Origin of the sequence: Stenotrophomonas sp. BIO128-Bstrain (assembly GCF_030128875.1) — a bacterium.
Taxonomy (GTDB): domain Bacteria; phylum Pseudomonadota; class Gammaproteobacteria; order Xanthomonadales; family Xanthomonadaceae; genus Stenotrophomonas; species Stenotrophomonas bentonitica_A.
Map to the genome: position 1 here is coordinate 334,260 of NZ_CP124620.1, position 17,288 is coordinate 351,547.

The 17,288-nt window shown below is 67.9% G+C and carries 13 protein-coding genes; 8 read left to right on the forward strand and 5 right to left on the reverse strand.

Translation table 11 applies throughout. The annotated features are described in order from the left end of the window. Positions 1 to 184: 184 nt before the first annotated feature. Entirely contained in the window at positions 185 to 2,578 is a 2,394-nt protein-coding gene (locus POS15_RS01425; RefSeq protein ID WP_284128846.1) for a TonB-dependent receptor, read from the reverse strand. 344 nt (positions 2,579 to 2,922) lie between these two features. Here POS15_RS01425 and POS15_RS01430 point away from each other — a divergent pair, with 344 nt between their 5' ends. Continuing rightward, positions 2,923 to 4,779, forward strand: coding sequence for an ABC-F family ATP-binding cassette domain-containing protein (locus POS15_RS01430; protein ID WP_019186132.1), 1,857 nt, complete (start codon positions 2,923 to 2,925; stop codon positions 4,777 to 4,779). Positions 4,780 to 4,886: 107 nt separating this feature from the next. On the opposite strand, the gene POS15_RS01435 is transcribed toward POS15_RS01430, so the two are convergent. Continuing rightward, positions 4,887 to 5,747: a LysR substrate-binding domain-containing protein gene (locus POS15_RS01435; RefSeq protein WP_284128847.1), complete on the reverse strand. Its 861-nt coding sequence runs from the start codon at positions 5,745 to 5,747 to the stop codon at positions 4,887 to 4,889. 205 nt (positions 5,748 to 5,952) lie between these two features. Between POS15_RS01435 and blaL2 the strand changes: the two genes are divergently transcribed. Further along, entirely contained in the window at positions 5,953 to 6,855 is a 903-nt protein-coding gene (blaL2, locus tag POS15_RS01440) for a L2 family extended-spectrum class A beta-lactamase (RefSeq protein ID WP_284128848.1), read from the forward strand. A 171-nt stretch (positions 6,856 to 7,026) separates the two neighbouring features. Here blaL2 and ggpS read toward each other — a convergent pair whose 3' ends face one another. Together ggpS and POS15_RS01450 are read right to left on the reverse strand one after the other, a co-directional pair. Beyond that, positions 7,027 to 9,339 carry a glucosylglycerol-phosphate synthase gene (gene ggpS, locus POS15_RS01445; protein ID WP_019186135.1) on the reverse strand — a complete coding sequence of 771 codons (2,313 nt, stop codon included), beginning with the start codon at positions 9,337 to 9,339 and terminating at the stop codon, positions 7,027 to 7,029. Then, positions 9,336 to 10,604 carry an MFS transporter gene (locus tag POS15_RS01450; RefSeq protein WP_284128849.1) on the reverse strand — a complete coding sequence of 423 codons (1,269 nt, stop codon included), beginning with the start codon at positions 10,602 to 10,604 and terminating at the stop codon, positions 9,336 to 9,338. The genes ggpS and POS15_RS01450 overlap by 4 nt, the downstream gene beginning before the upstream one ends. A 162-nt stretch (positions 10,605 to 10,766) precedes the next feature. On the opposite strand from POS15_RS01450, the gene POS15_RS01455 reads away from it, so the two are divergent. Then, a complete protein-coding gene (locus POS15_RS01455) occupies positions 10,767 to 11,402 on the forward strand; it encodes a hypothetical protein (protein WP_051010555.1) in 636 nt (211 codons plus the stop codon). Positions 11,403 to 11,487: 85 nt separating this feature from the next. Here the strand turns inward: POS15_RS01455 and POS15_RS01460 are convergent, their stop codons facing one another. Continuing rightward, complete coding sequence (locus tag POS15_RS01460) at positions 11,488 to 12,390, reverse strand: DUF3011 domain-containing protein (RefSeq protein WP_343313054.1); 903 nt, start codon at positions 12,388 to 12,390, stop codon at positions 11,488 to 11,490. A 219-nt stretch (positions 12,391 to 12,609) separates the two neighbouring features. Between POS15_RS01460 and aspS the strand changes: the two genes are divergently transcribed. From aspS to ruvC, 5 genes are all read left to right on the forward strand, one after another. Beyond that, a complete protein-coding gene (gene aspS / locus POS15_RS01465; RefSeq protein WP_019186138.1) occupies positions 12,610 to 14,367 on the forward strand; it encodes an aspartate--tRNA ligase in 1,758 nt (585 codons plus the stop codon). A gap of 171 nt (positions 14,368 to 14,538) precedes the next feature. Beyond that, positions 14,539 to 15,072: a GNAT family N-acetyltransferase gene (locus POS15_RS01470; RefSeq protein ID WP_019186139.1), complete on the forward strand. Its 534-nt coding sequence runs from the start codon at positions 14,539 to 14,541 to the stop codon at positions 15,070 to 15,072. Positions 15,073 to 15,182: 110 nt separating this feature from the next. Then, entirely contained in the window at positions 15,183 to 15,815 is a 633-nt protein-coding gene (locus POS15_RS01475; protein WP_026070240.1) for an alpha/beta fold hydrolase, read from the forward strand. Positions 15,816 to 15,898: 83 nt separating this feature from the next. Further along, entirely contained in the window at positions 15,899 to 16,630 is a 732-nt protein-coding gene (locus tag POS15_RS01480) for a YebC/PmpR family DNA-binding transcriptional regulator (RefSeq protein WP_019186141.1), read from the forward strand. A gap of 129 nt (positions 16,631 to 16,759) precedes the next feature. Next, positions 16,760 to 17,281, forward strand: a complete 522-nt coding sequence (gene ruvC, locus POS15_RS01485) for a crossover junction endodeoxyribonuclease RuvC (protein WP_019186142.1) — start codon at positions 16,760 to 16,762, stop codon at positions 17,279 to 17,281. The last annotated feature ends 7 nt before the right edge of the window (positions 17,282 to 17,288 follow it).

Sequence of the window (17,288 nt, forward strand, 5' to 3'; positions counted from 1 at the left end):
CATGTGCTGTCCGGGACAGCGAAGGCGCGCTGCGATGAATGCGCAGATCCCGGCATTTCGGCGGCCCAAACGCACATGCCCCGGGTGACCGGGGCATGGGAAAACCGGTGTTGCCGGCCGGCGGCCGGCAACTACGCGATGCCTGGGGTTCATGGGCTGCCGGCCAGCGGCCGGCACTACCCTGTTACCACTTGTAGGTCACGCGGCCGTACACGTAGGCACCATTGAACCCGTACGGCGAGTAGTTGCTGTAAGGCAGCATGCCCCAGGTGGAGTTCTGCAGGTCCACGGTGCGGTCGGGGTACTCGTCCAGGATGTTGTCCGCACCCAGGGTCAGGGTCCAGTTCTCGCTGGGCTTGTAGCTGGCCGAGGCATCGAGAACCCACGAGGCGTCGTAGGTCTGGTCACGCAGGGCGGTGGCCGAGTTGCGCACGGTGAACGAGCCGTAGCGCGTGGCGGCCAGGTTGAGGTCCCAGCGATCCGAACGCCACGTGCCGCTGAGGATGGTCTTGTCGCGCGGGTAGCTGTCTTCGATGCGGCCGATCTCATCGCGGCCGATCAGCGACTGGGTGATGCCCAGCGCGCCGAACACCGCCGGCGAGGCGATGAACTTCTTCACCTCGGTCTCGTTGTAGCTGTAGGCCGCGGTCAGTTCCAGCGAACTGGCGGCGAAGGGGATGGTGTAGCTGGAGACCGCATCCACGCCGCGGGTGCGGGTGTCCACGCCGTTGGTGAAGTAGGAGAACGCCGTGACACCCGGCAGCCCCAGGTTGGACAGCAGCGCATTGGCGGCGTCATTGGTGGTGATGTTGGTGGACAGCACGATGCGGTCATCGATGTCGATCTGGTACGCATCCACGGTCAGGTACAGCCGGTCCACCGGCTGCAGCACCAGGCCCAGGCTGTAGGAGGTCGAGCTCTCGGCCTTCAGCGGGCTGGCGCCCAGCGCCTGCGCGGCCGGGCTGGTGGTCGGGAAGGTGCCGCGTTCGACGAACACGCCGTTGACGATCGTGCTGGTCACCGCCTGGTAGCTCTGCTGGGCCAGCGACGGCGCGCGGAAGCCGCTGGACGCCGTGGCGCGCAGGGCGACCTTGTCGGTGAAGGCGTAGCGTGCGGAGAGCTTGCCGGAGAACTTGTCGCCGAAGTCCGAGTAGTCCTCGTAGCGGCCGGTGACACCGGCGGAGAACTTGTCGCTGAGGTCGGCTTCCAGGCCAGCGTAGACGGCGTAGTTGTCGCGGTCGGCGTCCACGGCGTTGAGCGGGGTGAAGCCGCCGAAGCCCTGCGCACCGCTGCCGGTGTAGGAATTCAGTTCACCGGCCGATTGCTCCCACTTCTCCTTGCGGTACTCACCGCCGAAGGACAGCGTGACCGGGTAGGCCAGGCCCCAGTCCAGTGTCTTGGTCACATCGGCATTGACGATGTTCTGGGTGTACTCCAGCGCGCCGTCGTAGAACGAGCGCGGGCTGTTTACGCCGAGTGCGTAGTTGATGCTGTTGCGGGTGTGGAAATCGATCTTGTTGGCGCCGTAGTTGTAGCTGACATCCCAGTTCCAGCCGCTGTCCGTATCGCCCTTGACGCCAGCGACCAGCGAGCGGTCCTTGGAGTACTGGTTGATCTCCGGCACGAAGCCGTCCGGGTAGGTCTGCGCCAGCAGCGCGCCCTGGCTGAGGTGGTTGCGCGAGCGGTAGAACGCGAACGAGGTGATGTCACGGTTGCTGGCCATCGCCGTGGCGTAGGCCGCGACGTGGTCGCTGAACTGGAAGCTGGCGTTGGCCGAGGCGGCGGTCGCATCCACCTGCGGATCGCCGACCACGAAGGTGGTCTGGCCGATGCTGGGGAAGTTGCTCGTGTTCGGCGTGGTGCCCTGGTAGGGACCGGCACGGTTGCTTTCGTCCTGCTGGATGATCTGGCCGGCCACGTGCACGCTGCCACGGCCGTCGGCGAAGCCGATGCCGGTATCGCCGGAGAGCTGGTACTTGTTGCCGTCACCGGCCGAGTACTGGCCGGCGTCCAGCGCCAGGCTGCCGCCGGAGGACGAGCCTTTGAGCACGATGTTGATCACGCCGGCGATGGCGTCCGAGCCATACTGCGCCGAGGCGCCGTCGCGCAGCACTTCCACGCGTTCGATCGAGGCGATCGGAATCGCGTTGATGTCCACCGCCGAGGAGCCGCGGCCGATGCTGCCGTTGACGTTGATCTGGGCCGAGGTGTGGCGGCGCTTGCCGTTGACCAGCACCAGCACCTGGTCCGGGGAGAGGCCGCGCAGCTGCGCCGGGCGGATGCCGCTGGTGCCGTCGGTCAGGGCCGGGCGCGGGAAGTTCAGCGAGGGCAGGGCGCGGGCCAGGGCCGTGGCCAGTTCGGTGGTGCCGGTGGACTGCAGCGCCTCGGGGGTGATGATGTCGATCGGCGACTGCGACTCGGCCACGGTGCGGTCGGCCACGCGGGTGCCGGTGACGATGATGGTGTCCAGGGTGTTGGCCGCCGTGCGGGCGGGCGCATCCTGGGCCGTAGCGGCGAAGCTGGACATACCGAGCGCGACAGCTACGGCGGCGGCGAGCGTACTGGTCTTGCGGTTCATCAGGATGTGGCTCCGGTAGTGGCGGTGCTGCACCAAAGCGACATCACGACATCGAGGATCGGGTCTGCGAAGGCGGTTGTTGCGGTGCGCAATAGAGGGATTAACGGGATATTCATCGCTTGTCAAATGTTTGCCGTTTTCGCAAAAAACGTTGCAGCAGCAACCATTTACGTGAGGCGGGGGATTCGACAGGAGGGTCCCGGGGAAGCGCGGGCAGGGTCGTGGGAGAGAGAAACGAGGCCTGCCGCGCATCCCGGGGCCCGTCAAGTATTCGTTAACGCTAGAATTACGTCGCAGGAAAGGTGCTCACGAGCACATTCCATTCCGTTATATGGACCCCCAAGATGATTTCCCTTCGTAACTTCGCCTTGCGCCGTGGCGAGCGGCTGCTGTTGTCCAATGTCGACCTGACCCTGCACGCGGGGTACCGCGTGGGCGTGGTCGGCCGCAACGGGGCCGGCAAGTCCAGCCTGTTCGCCGCCGTGAAGGGTGAGCTGGAGGCGGACAAGGGCGACGTCGATCTGCCCGGCAAGATCCGCATCGCCAGCGTGGCCCAGGAAACCCCGTCGCTGCCCGACCCGGCGCTGCAGTTCGTGCTGGAAGGCGACACCGAGGTGGCCGCCGTCATGCGTGAAGAGGCTGCGGCCGCGGCACGTGAAGACTGGGAAGCCGTTGCCACCGCCCACCAGCGCATGGCCGAGATCGGCGCCTATGACGCCGAAGCGCGCGCCGGCAAGCTGCTGCATGGCCTGGGCTTCCCGGCCGAGACGCACTCGCGTGCGGTCTCCTCGTTCTCCGGCGGCTGGCGCGTGCGCCTGAACCTGGCACGCGCGCTGATGATGCCCAGCGACCTGCTGCTGCTGGACGAGCCGACCAACCATCTGGATCTGGACGCGGTGTTCTGGCTGGAGCAGTGGCTGCTCAAGTACCCGGGTACCCTGCTGCTGATCTCGCATGACCGCGAGTTCCTGGACAACGTGGCCACCCACACCCTGCACCTGCACGGTGGCGGCGCCAAGCTGTACGTTGGCGGTTACACCGATTTCGAGCGCCAGCGCGCCGAACAGCTGCGCCAGCAGCAGCTCGCCCACGAGAAGGAACAGGCCGAGCGCGCGCATCTGCAGAGCTTCATCGACCGCTTCAAGGCGCAGGCCAGCAAGGCCGCCCAGGCGCAGAGCCGCATGAAGCGCCTGGCCAAGCTGGCCGGCACCGAGGCCGTGCGCGCCGAGCGCGAATTCCGCATCGAATTCGCCCCGCCGGCCAAGCTGCCGTTCTCGCTGATCCGCCTGAACCATGTCGAGGCCGGTTACGGCGCCGATTCGGTGATCCTGCACAACGTGGGCTTCGGCCTGGAGGCCGGCCAGCGCATCGGTCTGCTCGGCCCGAACGGCGCCGGCAAGACCACGCTGGTGAAGACCCTGGTGGGTGAACTGGACCCGATCAGTGGTGAGCGTGCCGCGCATCCGGACCTGCGCATCGGTTACTTCGCCCAGCACACGGTGGAATCGCTGCACGAAGGGCAGTCGCCGATGGAGCACTTCCGCGACCTCGCCCCGGACGCGCCGAACCAGTCCTTCCGCGATTTCCTCGGCAAGTGGAACTTCGCCGGTGACCGCGCCTTCGAACCGGTGGATGGATTCTCCGGTGGCGAACGCGCGCGCCTGGCGTTGGCGCTGATCGCCTACCAGCAGCCCAACGTGCTGCTGCTCGACGAACCGACCAACCATCTGGACCTGGAAATGCGCGAAGCGCTGGCTGAAGCGCTGGCCGACTTCGAAGGCGCAATCGTGATGGTCTCGCATGACCGCCATCTGATCGGCCTGGTCTGCGATACCTTCTGGCGCGTCGCCGATGGCGTGGTCGAGCCGTTTGACGGCGACCTGGATGCGTACGCGGCCTGGCTGCGTTCGCGTCCCGCCGCGCAGGGCACCAAGCACAAGCTCGCCGCGGCCGCCCCGGAGCCGGCACCGCCGACCCCGCCGCTGCCCGCGCGCAAGCCGGCCAACCCGCACAAGCTGGCCGCCGCTGAAGCCAAGGTCGGCGAACTGGAGGCGCTGTTGGCCGACCTGGACCGCCAGCTGGCCGATCCGTCCAACTACGCCGATGCGACCCGCATGGCCGTGCTCGGCCGTGATCGTGAAGCCACTGCCACCCTGCTCAGCAAGGCCGAGCAGACGTGGATGGAATTGCTGGACGCCTGATCGGGGCGGGCGATGCGGCACGCTGGTCGTGCCGCATCCCGTGTAGATCCACGCCATGCGTGGATGAGGTGCGTTCCGACGTTCGGCTATCCGCGCATGGCGTGGATCTACCGGGCGTCCAGCCATTCCCGGAACCGCCGCGCCGCATCACTCTCGGCGCGCGAGCGAAGCCGCGTCAGCCAGTACCGCCCCAGCTCCAGCGTCTGCGCGAAGGGCTGGATCAGGCGGCCGTGGGCCAGATCCTGCTCGAACATCTTCAACGGCAACAGCGCCACGCCGGCGCCTGCGGCGGCGGCACTGGCCAGCGTCAGTGACGAATCAAACACGGGGCCGCGGGCGTCCAGTTCCGGTACGCCTGCGGCCTGCAACCAGCGTGGCCACTCATCGCTGCGGTAGGAGCGCAACAGCGGCACGCTGGCCAGATCGCGCGGCTGCCGCAGCGTACGTGCCAGCGCCGGCGCGCACAGTGGCGCGAACGGTGCATCCAGTACGGGTTCGCTGACCTGCCCCTGCCAATCGCCATCACCGAACCGGATCGCCAGGTCCAGCCCTTCACCGGCCAGGTCGATGCGGTTGTTGTGGGTCTGCAGGCGCAGCTCGATATCCGGATGGCGCGCATTGAAATCCCCCAGGCGCGGCAGCAGCCAGCCGGTGGCGAAGGTGCCGACCACCCCCACGCTCAGCACCTCGCGGAAATGCCCGCCGACGAACCGGTCCAGGCTCACCGCGATACGGTCGAAGGCCTCGTTGAGCACCGGATACAGGCGCGCGCCTTCGTCGGTCAGTGCAACGCCACGCGGCAAGCGGGTGAAAAGCGACACCCCCAGCCGATCCTCCAGTGCCCGGATCTGATGGCTCAGCGCAGCCTGGCTGACGCACAGCTCCAGCGCGGCGCGGGTGAAGTTCTGGTGCCGGGCAGCGGCCTCGAAGGCGCGCAGGGCATTGAGCGGCAGCTGGGGGCGGAGCATGGGCGAGCCGTGAGCAGGGGTGATGCATCATCGCACCGCGGGGCGGTGCCAGCACGCCAATCACCACGGATACACCAGATTTCGTGGGGTTGGGAGGCGTGCTTCCGTTGATGGTATTAGGTGAGCTGATGGCTCCCGATGAAAATCCTCGCTGGTGGCCGGCGCGCAACCTGCCAATACTCGGGCCTTCGCCAAGGAGAACCCCATGATCGCTCGACGACAGTTCCTGCAATGGACCGGCGCGGCCGCCGCGTCTGCATTGGCCGCCACCGCCTTCGCCAAGACGCCGCTGCCCTCGCCGCAACCTGCCGTCGCGGCGAAAGACTTCGCAGCGTTGGAAGCAGCAAGCGGTGGTCGCCTGGGCGTGACCCTGCTCAACACCGCCACCGGCTGGCGTACCGGCAACCGCCAGGACGAACGTTTCCCGATGTGCAGTACGTTCAAGTTCGTATTGTCTGCGGCGGTCCTGCATCTGGCCGACCAGGGCACGCTCCCGCTGGACCGGCGCATCCCCGTGCGCCAGCAGGACATGCTCTCGCATGCGCCGGTGACGACGCGACACATCGGCAAGGATGTCACCGTGCGCGACCTGTGCCGGGCAACGATGATCACCAGCGACAACCCTGCCGCGAACCTGCTGCTGGGGGTGGTCGGGGGACCGGCCGGGGTGACCGCGTTCCTGCGTGCCAATGGCGATGCGGTGACCCGCAATGATCGGCTCGAGCCGGAGATGAACCGCTTCACTCCCGGCGACCCGCGCGATACCACCAGCCCGGCCGCGATGGCGGCGAGCCTGCAGCGCTTCGTGCTCGGGGATGTGCTGAAGCCTGCCTCGCGGCAGCAGCTGGCGGATTGGCTGATCGACAACGAAACCGGCGATGCGCGGCTGCGTGCCGGTTTGTCCAAGGCGTGGCGGGTCGGCGACAAGACCGGCAGCAACGGGGAGGACACCACCAACGACATCGCCATCCTGTGGCCGCTCGCCGGCGGTGCGCCGTGGGTGCTGACCAGCTACCTGCAGGGCGCGACGGTGGACGATGCCGGCCGCAACGATGTGCTGCGGCAGGTGGCCGTGATCGCCGAAGGCATCATGCAGCAGGCCGGGTAGGCGATACCGCCCGGGAGGCACCGACCGTTGGTCGGTGCGCACGCCGTAGTGCCGGCCGCTGGCCGGCAACCCATGAAACCGGCATCGCCCGCAGCCGGCACCGCTTGGAGCCGGCCAGCGGCCGGCACTACCTGGAGCCGCCGGCCAGCGGCCGGCACTACCGTTCCCGCGTCAGCCTTCGGATTGGCTGGTGCGCACGGCCTCCAGGAACTCCCGGCCCCAGCGATCCACGTCGTAGTACTCCACGCTGCCGAACAGCTGGCGCATGCGTCCGGTGGCTTCCTCGTCGGGCATCGACAACGCCTGCAGCAGGCCAGCGGTGAGGTCGGCCGGGTCATGCGGATTGGTCAGCACCGCGCCCTTCAGCTCGGCCGCCGCCCCGGCGAATTCGCTGAGCACCAGCACGCCGTTGCTGCCCTCGATCCCCTGCGTGGCCACGAACTCCTTGGACACCAGGTTCAAGCCATCACGCAGCGGGGTGATCCACATCACCTGCGCGGCGGCGTAATGGGCCACCACTTCTTCGAACGGCAGCGCCTGGGCGAAGAAGCGCACCGGCGTCCAGTCCAGCCGCGAGAAGCGCCCGTTGATCCGCCCCACCGCCTGCTCGATCTGGTTCTGCAGCGTGCGGTAGATGGTCATCTCGCGTGCGGCCGGCACGCAGATCATCAGCAGGGTGACCTTGCCCTGGCGATCCGGATGCTGTTCCAGCAGGCGCTCGAACGCCTCCAGTTTGGCCAGCGTTCCCTTGGTGTAATCCAGGCGCTCCACCGAGAGCACCAGCTTGCGCGCGCCGATCTCGCGGCGCAGCTTGAAGATGTCGTTGCGCACGTCACTGCGTGCGAGCACGTTGTGGATGCGGCGCAGGTCGGTGCCCACCGGATGTGCACCCAGAGCGACTTCGCGATCGCCCACACGCAGGCGCGTGGTCATCGTGTCCAGGCCAACCGCGCACCCGTAGGTGAGGAAGCGCGGGGCGCAGCTTTCCCACGCCAGGCGCTCGGCCGGCATCGCACCGCGGACCACGTCCACGAAGTTCTCCACCTGGCGCGGAATGTGGAAGCCGATGTAATCGCAGCTGAGCAGGCTGCCGATGATCTCGCGGCGCCACGGCACCACGTTGAACACATCAGCCGAGGGGAAGTAGGTGTGGTGGAAGAAGGCGATCTTCAGGTCCGGGCGCAGCTCGCGCAGCGTGGCCGGCACCATCCACAGGTTGTAGTCGTGGATCCACACCGTCGCGCCATGCGCGGCTTCGGCGGCAGTGGCCTCGGCGAACTTGCGGTTGACCTTCAGGAACACCTGCCAATCTTCCTCGCGGAACTTGGCGCGCTCCCAGAACACATGCAGCATCGGCCAGAACGCTTCCTTGGAAAAGCGCTTGTAGAAGATGTCCACTTCCTGCTTGCTCAGCGGCACGCGCGCGGCGGTCAGGGTCGGGTAGCGCTCGGCATCCACCGGCAGGTGGGTCTGGAACGGGCCGCGCTTGGGCTCATCGATGCCCCAGGCCACCCAGGAGCCTTTCTGGCCGCCTTCGAAGAAGCTCAGCAGGGAGGGAATGATGCCGTTCGGCGAACGCGGGGGGCGCTGCACCAGCACGCCGTCTTCCATGACTTCATCGAAGGGCAGGCGGTGGTAGACCATCACCAGGTCCGCCCCGTCGGCGCGTGCCTGCGCCGGGGGGCGCAGGAAGGGATCGTCATCGGCAAGCAGGTGGAAATGTTCGATCGCTTCGAGAATGCCGCCACACCCCGGTGCCTGCGCGTGGAAGGTGTGGTCCAGGTCGGCGGTGGCGGCGGTCAGTGCCGGCTCGGAATCGCCGACGCACACCCCGCGGAAACCGGAGGTGTACATCGACAGGTCGTTGAGGGTGTCACCGGCGACCAGGATGCGGTCGCGCGGCAGTTCCAGCAGGCGCGCAAGCGCGGCCAGGGTGCGGCCCTTGTCGGTATCCGGCGGCAGGATGTCCAGATAGCGGTCGGCCGAATACAGCACATCGCAGCCCAGCGCCTGTGCGGCCGCCTGGATCTGCGAGCGCAGTGGCGCCAGCGTGTCCGGATCACAGAAGTAAGAGCAGCGGCGTTCCTGCGGCACGTCCTGGCGCTGCAGCGCGGTGAACGGACGCATCGCCGCGGCGACCACCTGCTCACCCGGCCAGTGCGCGTCGATCATCGATTGCAGGGGCTGCAGCGGCTGCAGGGTGTGGCCATCGACGACGGTGGCGCCGACATCGCAGACCACGTAGTCCGGGCGCGGAATAGCCGGATCGGAGAGCAGGGGCATCACCGCTTCCAGGCCGCGGCCGGTGATGAAGATCAGGCGGATGCCGGGGTGCTGGTCGACCAGCCGGTAGAGCCGATGGCGCGCGGCGGCATCGCCGGCGAGGAAGGTGCCATCCAGATCGGTGGCAAGGATCAGTTGCGGTGCCGGCGGCGCCGGCGGTGTACGGGTTGGAGTGAGGGAGGTCGGTGTCGAAACAGTCAATGCACTTCCTTATCGGAGTCAGAGGGGAGGGGGTTATCGGGATCCGGCGGTGCGGTGTCGGTCTCGGGCATGAGCTCAAGGGCCGAGGGCGTGGTGCGCAGCATCAGCCGGAACCCGACCGGATGCGTGCGCAGGCGCTGGAAACTGAGCAGGCGCGCGGTGGTGAACAACGCCAGCAGCATCAGCACCACCGCGAAGTACAACGGCAGCGCAGGCGCGCCAAACCGTTGCATGGCCGCACCGGCCAGTGCCGGGCCAAGCGCAGCGCCCACGCCATGCACCAGCAGCAGGCTGGAGCACCCGGACAGCAGGTCTTCGCGTGGCAGGTAATCGAGCATGTGCGCCACGGCGAAGGGATACAGGGCGAAGGCCAGCCCGCCGTAGAAGAAGAACAGGCCGAACAGCAGATGGGTCTGCAGCTGGATCATCGGCAGCGACGCCACGACGGCGATGCCGGCCGCAGCCAGGCTGAGGGCGACCAGCCCGGTGCGGCGGTCATGCCCGTCGCTGATATGGCCCAGCGGCCACTGCAGCAACGCGCCACCGGCGATGGCGGTCAGCATGAACAGGGCCACGCCATTGCCATCCAGGCCGACCTCGCCGGCGTACACCGGCAGCAGGCCCCAGAACGCGCCCATCGCCAGCCCGGACAGGCCGGCGGCAACGGTCGCCACCGGCGCCATCGTGTACAGGCGCGCCAGTTTCAGGCGCGGCACCGAGGGAATCTCCGGCGGGCGCAGCCGCGTGGCGGTGACCGGCAACACCGCCGCGCAGACCAGGATGGCGGTGAGCATGAACATCGAGGTCGCGCCGGCGTCGCCGAGCATCAGCAGTACCTGGCCCAGGGCCAGTGCCGAGAGATTGACCACCATGTAGAGCGAGAAGGCGCGGCTGCGCAGCCGGGGGTCGGGTTCGGCGTTGAGCCAGCTCTCGATCACCGTGTACAGGCCAACCAGCGCGATGCCGGTGAGGATGCGCAGTACGCCCCAGCCCACCGGATTGATCCACAGCGGGTGCAGCAGCACCGCGATGGCGGCGAGGGCGGCAAAGAAGGCAAACGCACGGATATGGCCGATGCGGCCGATCAGCGAGGGGGCGAAGAAGGTGCCGATGAAAAACCCGGCGAAATAGCCGGACATCACCAACCCCAACGTGCCGGCACCGAAGCCGGCTTCACCACCGCGCACCGCCAGCAATGTCCCGAGCAGGCCGCTGCCGGTCAGCAACAGCGCCACACCGGTGAGCAGGGCGGTCAGCCGCAACACGCGTGCGTCCTTCGTGGGGAAGAAGGCGAACGAATCACGTGACCGACCATAACACAGGGGCAATGAAGCGCTGGTTGCAGCGGCGCGGATGCGTTGGCAACCCTGTCTGTCGCATCAAGCGCGCGGTTTGCGCTGCCCGCTCGCGCCCGTTAGGGTGGGGGCATGAACGCAGTCAAACTTCTTCCTTTGGTCGCTGCGCTGGCGATCACCGCCTGCAGCGGCACCAATGACACCGTCGGGCACGAGGTGTCGATGGCACCGTCCGATGCCTTCATGTCCGCCGTAGCCGCGCACTGCGGCAAGGCGTTCGAAGGCCGCATCGCGGTCAACGAACCGCGCACCGATGCGCCCGATCCCTTCGAGGGCAAGCGCCTGGTGATGCATGTGCGTGGCTGCGAGGATCCGGCACACGAGCTGCGGATCCCGTTCCATGTCGGCGACGACCACTCGCGCACCTGGGTGCTGAGCCGCACCGAGAACGGCCTGCGCCTGAAGCATGATCACCGCCACGAGGATGGCAGCCCGGATGCGGTCACGATGTACGGCGGCGACAGCAAGCCGCCGGGGACCGCGCAGCGCCAGTCGTTCCCGGTGGATTCGGATTCGGTGGCGATGTTCCGCAAGGCCGACATGCTGGCCTCCGTGCAGAACACCTGGGCGATGGAAGTGGACCCCGACCAGCGCTTCGTCTACGAGCTCACCCGGCCGGGCGGGCGCCACTTCCAGGTGGTGTTCGACCTGACCAAGCCGGTGGCGTTGCCGCCGGCGCCGTGGGGTAGTGAGACGCCGGCACCGTAACCCCGGCCTCCCGGCGCCGGCCGCAGGTGGCCGGCAACGCAAGGGTGCCGACCCACGGTCGGCACCGGGTGCAGGGCTGGGCCGCTCAGCGCGCCCCGAAGCGGGCGCGGCAGCCGCCGCTGACCCACAGGCTGCCATTGCTGTAGCCCCAGCTGCGGCCCTCCACGCAGGCCGTGCCGGACAGCTGCTGGACCAGTGCCGGGCGCCCCTGGCGGTCATCCCACGCGCAGGTCTGCTGGCGTTTGTCGTTGCTGCTGCAGGTCACGCTGTAGTTGCTGTTGCCACCGCCGCCCCAGTTGCCGCCGCTGTTGCCACGCGCCTCGGCGAACTCGCCGCGGCAGCCGCGGTTGACCCACACCGCGCCATTGCGCACGCCCCAGGTCTGGCCTTCGACACAGGCCGTGCCGGAGATCTGACGGACCAGGGTCGCGTTGCGCCAACCGGTGTTGCAGGTCCGCTCGCGGTTGTCCTGGCTCTCGCAGCGGATGGTCGCCCCGGTGCCGCTACCGCCGCCCCAGTTGCCGCCATTGCCGCGTCCCTCGACGAATTCGGCCCGGCAGCCGCCGCTGACCCAGACGGTGCCATTGCGCGAGCCCCAGTTGCGGCCCTCGGTACAGGTCGTGCCGGAAATCTGCCGGGACAGCCGGGCGCTGCGCCAGCCGGTGTTGCAGACCCGCTCGCGGTTGTCCTGGCTTTCGCAGCGGATCGTGCCGTTGTTGCCGGATCCGTTGCCGCCGCCATTCCAGCCGCCGCCGTTGCCGTTGCCGCGCAGCGAGGTGGCGATGTCCTGCTTGATGCGTGAGAAGCTCCAGCCCGAGTTGACCTGGGCCAGGTAGAAGCGCAGCTGGTCATCCGGGATCCGGCGGCCATTGGACTGGTCGGCGTATTCCTGGGTGATGACCCGGCTGCGGTCGGAGGAGGACAACTGCGACAGATTCTCCGGGGCATAGGCCCGGGTGCTGATCTGGGCGTGCAGGGCCGGGGCCATACAGGCCAGGGCAAGGGTGAGGCAGGCGGTGCTCAGACGGCGTTGCATGGCTACATCCCCGTGCGGTCGTTGGTGCGCGGACTATAGGAATGCCCCCGGTTCAGAGCGTGTGATGCCGGGCCGCGGCGCCCGGATTTGCCCCGCCGGGCTGGCGGCCGCAGAATAACGGGCTTTCCGGCGCAGCTTGGCGCCGGCACTCTCCTGCGGAGCTTTACCCCCATGCGTACCCACTTCTGTGGCCTGGTCGACGAGACCCTGATTGGCCAAACCGTTACCCTCGCCGGCTGGACCGACGTTGCTCGCAACCAGGGCGGCGTGGTCTTCATCGATCTGCGCGATCATGAAGGCATCGTGCAGGTGACGGTGGAAGTCGACAACGCAGCCGTGTTCGCCGTGGCCGCCAGCCTGGGCTACGAGGACGTGCTGCAGGTCGAAGGCGTGGTGCGTGCGCGGCATGCGGCCAACGACAAGCTCCGCACCGGCAGCGTGGAAGTGATCGCCACGTCGATCACCGTCCTCAACAAGGCCGAGCCGCTGCCGTTCCACGCGCACGAGAACCCGGGCGAGGAAACCCGCCTGAAGTACCGTTACCTGGACCTGCGCCGCCCGGAAATGCAGCGCATGCAGCGCACCCGCATCAAGCTGGTGCAGGCCCTGCGCCGCCACCTGGACGCCACCGGTTTCCAGGACATTGAAACCCCGATCCTGACCAAGGCCACCCCGGAAGGCGCCCGCGACTTCCTGGTGCCGGCGCGCATGCACCCGGGCGAGTTCTACGCCCTGCCGCAGAGCCCGCAGCTGTTCAAGCAGATCCTGATGGTGGCCGGCTTCGACCGCTACTACCAGATCGCGCGCTGCTTCCGCGATGAAGCCCTGCGTGCCGATCGCCAGCTGGAATTCACCCAGCTGGACATGGAGTTCGCCTTCGTGCGCGAGCGCGACGTGCAGGACTTCGTGGAAACCATGATCCGCGCCATCTTCAAGGAGGTGGTGGACGTGGAGCTGGCCGCCAGCTTCCCGCGCATGACCTGGGCCGAGGCGATGCGTCGCTATGGCTCGGACAAGCCGGACCTGCGCATCGCGCTGGAGCTGGTGGACGTGGCCGAACTGGTCAAGACCAGCGAGTTCCCGGTGTTCACCGCGGCCGCCAACGATGCCGACGGCCGCGTGGCTGCGCTGCGCATCCCGGGCGGTGCCAGCCTGTCGCGCAAGCAGATCGACGAATACGCCGCGCATGCCGCCAAGTACGGCGCCAAGGGCCTGGCCTACATCAAGATCAGCGAGAGCGGCGAAGTCAGCTCGCCGATCGCCAAGTTCTTCAGCGAAGAAGCCTTCGCCGCGCTGGTCGCACACGTCGGCGCCGGCAACGGTGACATCGTGTTCTTCGGCGCCGGTGGCTACAACAAGGTCTCCGACTTCATGGGCGCCCTGCGCCTGAAGGCCGGCAAGGACTTCAACCTGGTCGCCGCCGGCTGGGCACCGCTGTGGGTCACCGATTTCCCGATGTTCGAGTACGACGACGAAGCCCAGCGCTACGTCGCCCTGCATCACCCCTTCACCGCCCCGGCGGTGGACGACATCGCCGACCTGCGCGCGAATGCGAAGACCGCCGTGTCGCGTGGCTATGACATGGTGCTCAACGGCAACGAGATCGGCGGTGGCTCGATCCGTATCCACCGCTCGGACATGCAGAGTGCGGTGTTCGAACTGCTGGGCATCGGTGCCGAAGAGGCCGAGGGCAAGTTCGGCTTCCTGCTCGATGCGCTGCGTTTCGGCGCGCCGCCGCACGGTGGCATCGCCTTCGGCATCGACCGTATCGCCGCGCTGATGGCCGGTACCGAGTCGATCCGCGACGTCATCCCGTTCCCGAAGACCACCGGCGCGCAGTGCCTGATGACCGGCGCCCCGTCGCCGATCCCGGACGAGCAGCTGGCCGAAGTGCACGTGCAGGTCCGCCCGCGCGCCGCCAAGGAATAAGCCGGGACGCGCCGGCCCCCGGTCGGCGTCGACACGTGGCAGGTACCGACCGGTGGTCGGTACCTGCTGCGGATCCTGCCCGCCAGGATCGACAGGTTCGCGGGTCGTGGGGCGCCATCGCCGCCACGTTCAGGTAAATTGGCGGTTCTTGCCGATGCCGATGCTCCCGCCGTGACTCCAGGCCGCTATGCCATCCGCCGCGCCACCCCGGACGACGCCCAGACCCTGTCGGTCCTGGCCACGCGCACGTTCGTGGAAACCTTCGGCTCCCTGTACCCGCCCGAAGACCTGCAGGCCTTCCTGGATGAGGCGTACCCGGCGCAGCGCCAGCGCATCATCCTTGAGCACCCCGATTACGCGGTCTGGCTGCTGGAGCTCGATGGCGTCGCGGTGGGCCATGCCGCCGCCGGCCCCTGTGGCCTGCCGCATGCCGAGGTGCAGCCCGGCGATGGCGAACTCAAGCGGCTGTACCTGATCAAGGACCAGCAGAGCTGCGGCTGGGGCAGCCGCCTGTTCGAAACCGCGCTGGCCTGGCTGGAACGGGAAGGCCCGCGCACGCTGTGGCTGGGCGTCTGGTCGGAGAACTTTGGCGCGCAGCGGTTCTATGCCCGCTATGGCTTCAGCAAGGTCGGCACCTACGAGTTCCCGGTCGGCAGCGTGCGCGACCTGGAGTTCATCCTGCGCCGCCCGCCCACGGCGGGCTGAGCACGACATCGTCATGGCCGCAGCGGCTTCACCTGCCGTTGGCTGGCCCATTTGTCTAATGACGCTGTTTCCTTCTGCAGGCGCCCCGCCCAATGGGCGAGGCTGACATCATGAATCCCCCCGTTTTACTGCTGCATGGCATCTGGAACGCACGCGCCTGGGTCGGCCCGTTGGCCTGGCGCCTGCGCGCCCGTGGCTTCACCGTGGATACCTTCGGGTATTCGAGCGTGTTCGGTGGCCCCGAGGTGGCAGTGCCGCAGCTGCTGGAGCGGCTCAAGGACAGTGGTCCGGTCTCGCTGGTCGGCCACAGCCTGGGCGGACTGGTCGCCCTTGAGGCCCTGCGGCGCGCCCCGGAGCTGCCAGTGTCGCGCGTGGTCTGCCTGGGCTCGCCACTGCGCGGCAGCGTGACCGCCCGCTCCCTGAGCGATCACGGCTGGTCGCTGGCGCTGGGGCGCAGCTCGGAACTGCTGCTCGATGGGCTGCCGGCCTGGGAGGGCAGGGCCCAGGTCGGGCTGATCGCTGGCTCGGTCCCGCATGGGCTGGGCAGCCTGCTGGGCGCCTGTGGCGAGGCCTCCGATGGCACCGTGGCGCTGGATGAGACCCAGCTGCCTGGGCTCGCCGACCACTGTGTGATCCCGGCCAGCCATAGCGGGCTGGTGTTCTCGCCCGATGCCGCGCGGCAGACCGCCGCTTTCCTGCGCGATGGCCGGTTCCGGCGCGATGATGCGGCCCACGCCGCCTGAGCGGGTGGGGTGGTGACACGGGCGGGGCGGCGGATCAGGTAGAATTCGCGCCCTGTTCCTGACAGAAGCACGAGAGTCACCCCATGGGTAGAGGCCCCTCCATCGAGAACCGCAAAAACGCGTCTGACGCGAAGCGCGGCAAGATTTTCACCAAGATCATCCGCGAGATCGGCGTTGCCGCGCGCGGCGGTGGAGGCGACCCCAACAACAACCCGCGCCTGCGCGTTGCCATGGACAAGGGCCTGTCCTCGAACATGTCCAAGGACGTGATCGAGCGCGCCATCAAGAAGGCGACCGGTGAGCTGGAAGGCGTGGAGTACGAAGAGATCCGCTACGAGGGCTATGCCCCCGGTGGCGTGGCCGTGATCGTGGACTGCCTGACCGACAACCGCGTGCGCACCGTGGCCGATGTCCGCCATGCGTTCAGCAAGTGCGGCGGCAACATGGGCACCGAAGGCTCGGTGGCCTTCATGTTCAAGCGCCTGGGCGTGCTGCACTTCGCCGCCGGTGCGGACGAAGAAGCCGTCACCGAAGCGGCGATCGAGGCCGGTGCGGACGACATCGTGGTCTACCCGGAAGATGGGGCGATCGATGTGCTCACCGCGGCCGACAGCTATCACGCCGTCAAGGACGCGATGGAAGCAGCCGGTTTCAAGCCGGACCATGCCGAAATCACCTTCCGTGCCGACAACGACATCAAGGTCGAGGGCGACACCGCCCTGCAGGTCAAGAAGCTGCTGGACATGCTCGAAGACCTGGACGACGTGCAGGACGTGTTCTCCAACGCCGATCTCGGCGCGGACGCCTACGCCTGAGCGGGCCCTTCACCGGTCGCTTTGCGCGACCGGTGAGCGGACAATGCGGACCATGATGACTCCAGCCGTTCCCTGTTATCCCCGCCGCATGTGTCCCTTCCGGGCCGCGGGCGGCCGTGTGCGTGCCGCATGACACGCATCCTCGGCATCGACCCCGGTTCGCAGCGCACCGGGGTGGGCATCATTGATGTGGACGCCGCCGGCAGGGTGGTCCATGTCCACCACCTGCCACTGGTGCTGCTGGGCGCGGACGACTTCCCGCAGCGGATGAAGCTGCTGGTGGTGGGCCTGACCGCCCTGGTCGAGGAGTACCGCCCCGACGAAGTGGCCATCGAAAAGGTGTTCATGGCACGCAACCCGGATTCGGCCCTGAAGCTGGGCCAGGCCCGCGGCGCGGCCATCTCGGCCGTGGTGATGCGCGACCTGCCGGTCAGCGAATACGCGGCCACCGAGATCAAGCTGGCCGTGGTGGGCCGCGGTGGCGCGGAAAAACAACAGGTCCAACACATGGTCGGGCTCATGCTCAACCTGAAAACCAAGCTGCAGGCCGACGCCGCCGACGCGTTGGCCGTGGCGATCACCCACGCCCATGTCCGGGCCACGGCGCTGCGCCTGGGCGTCAATGCGCGCCAGGCCTGGAGCCGGAAATGAGGAAAAC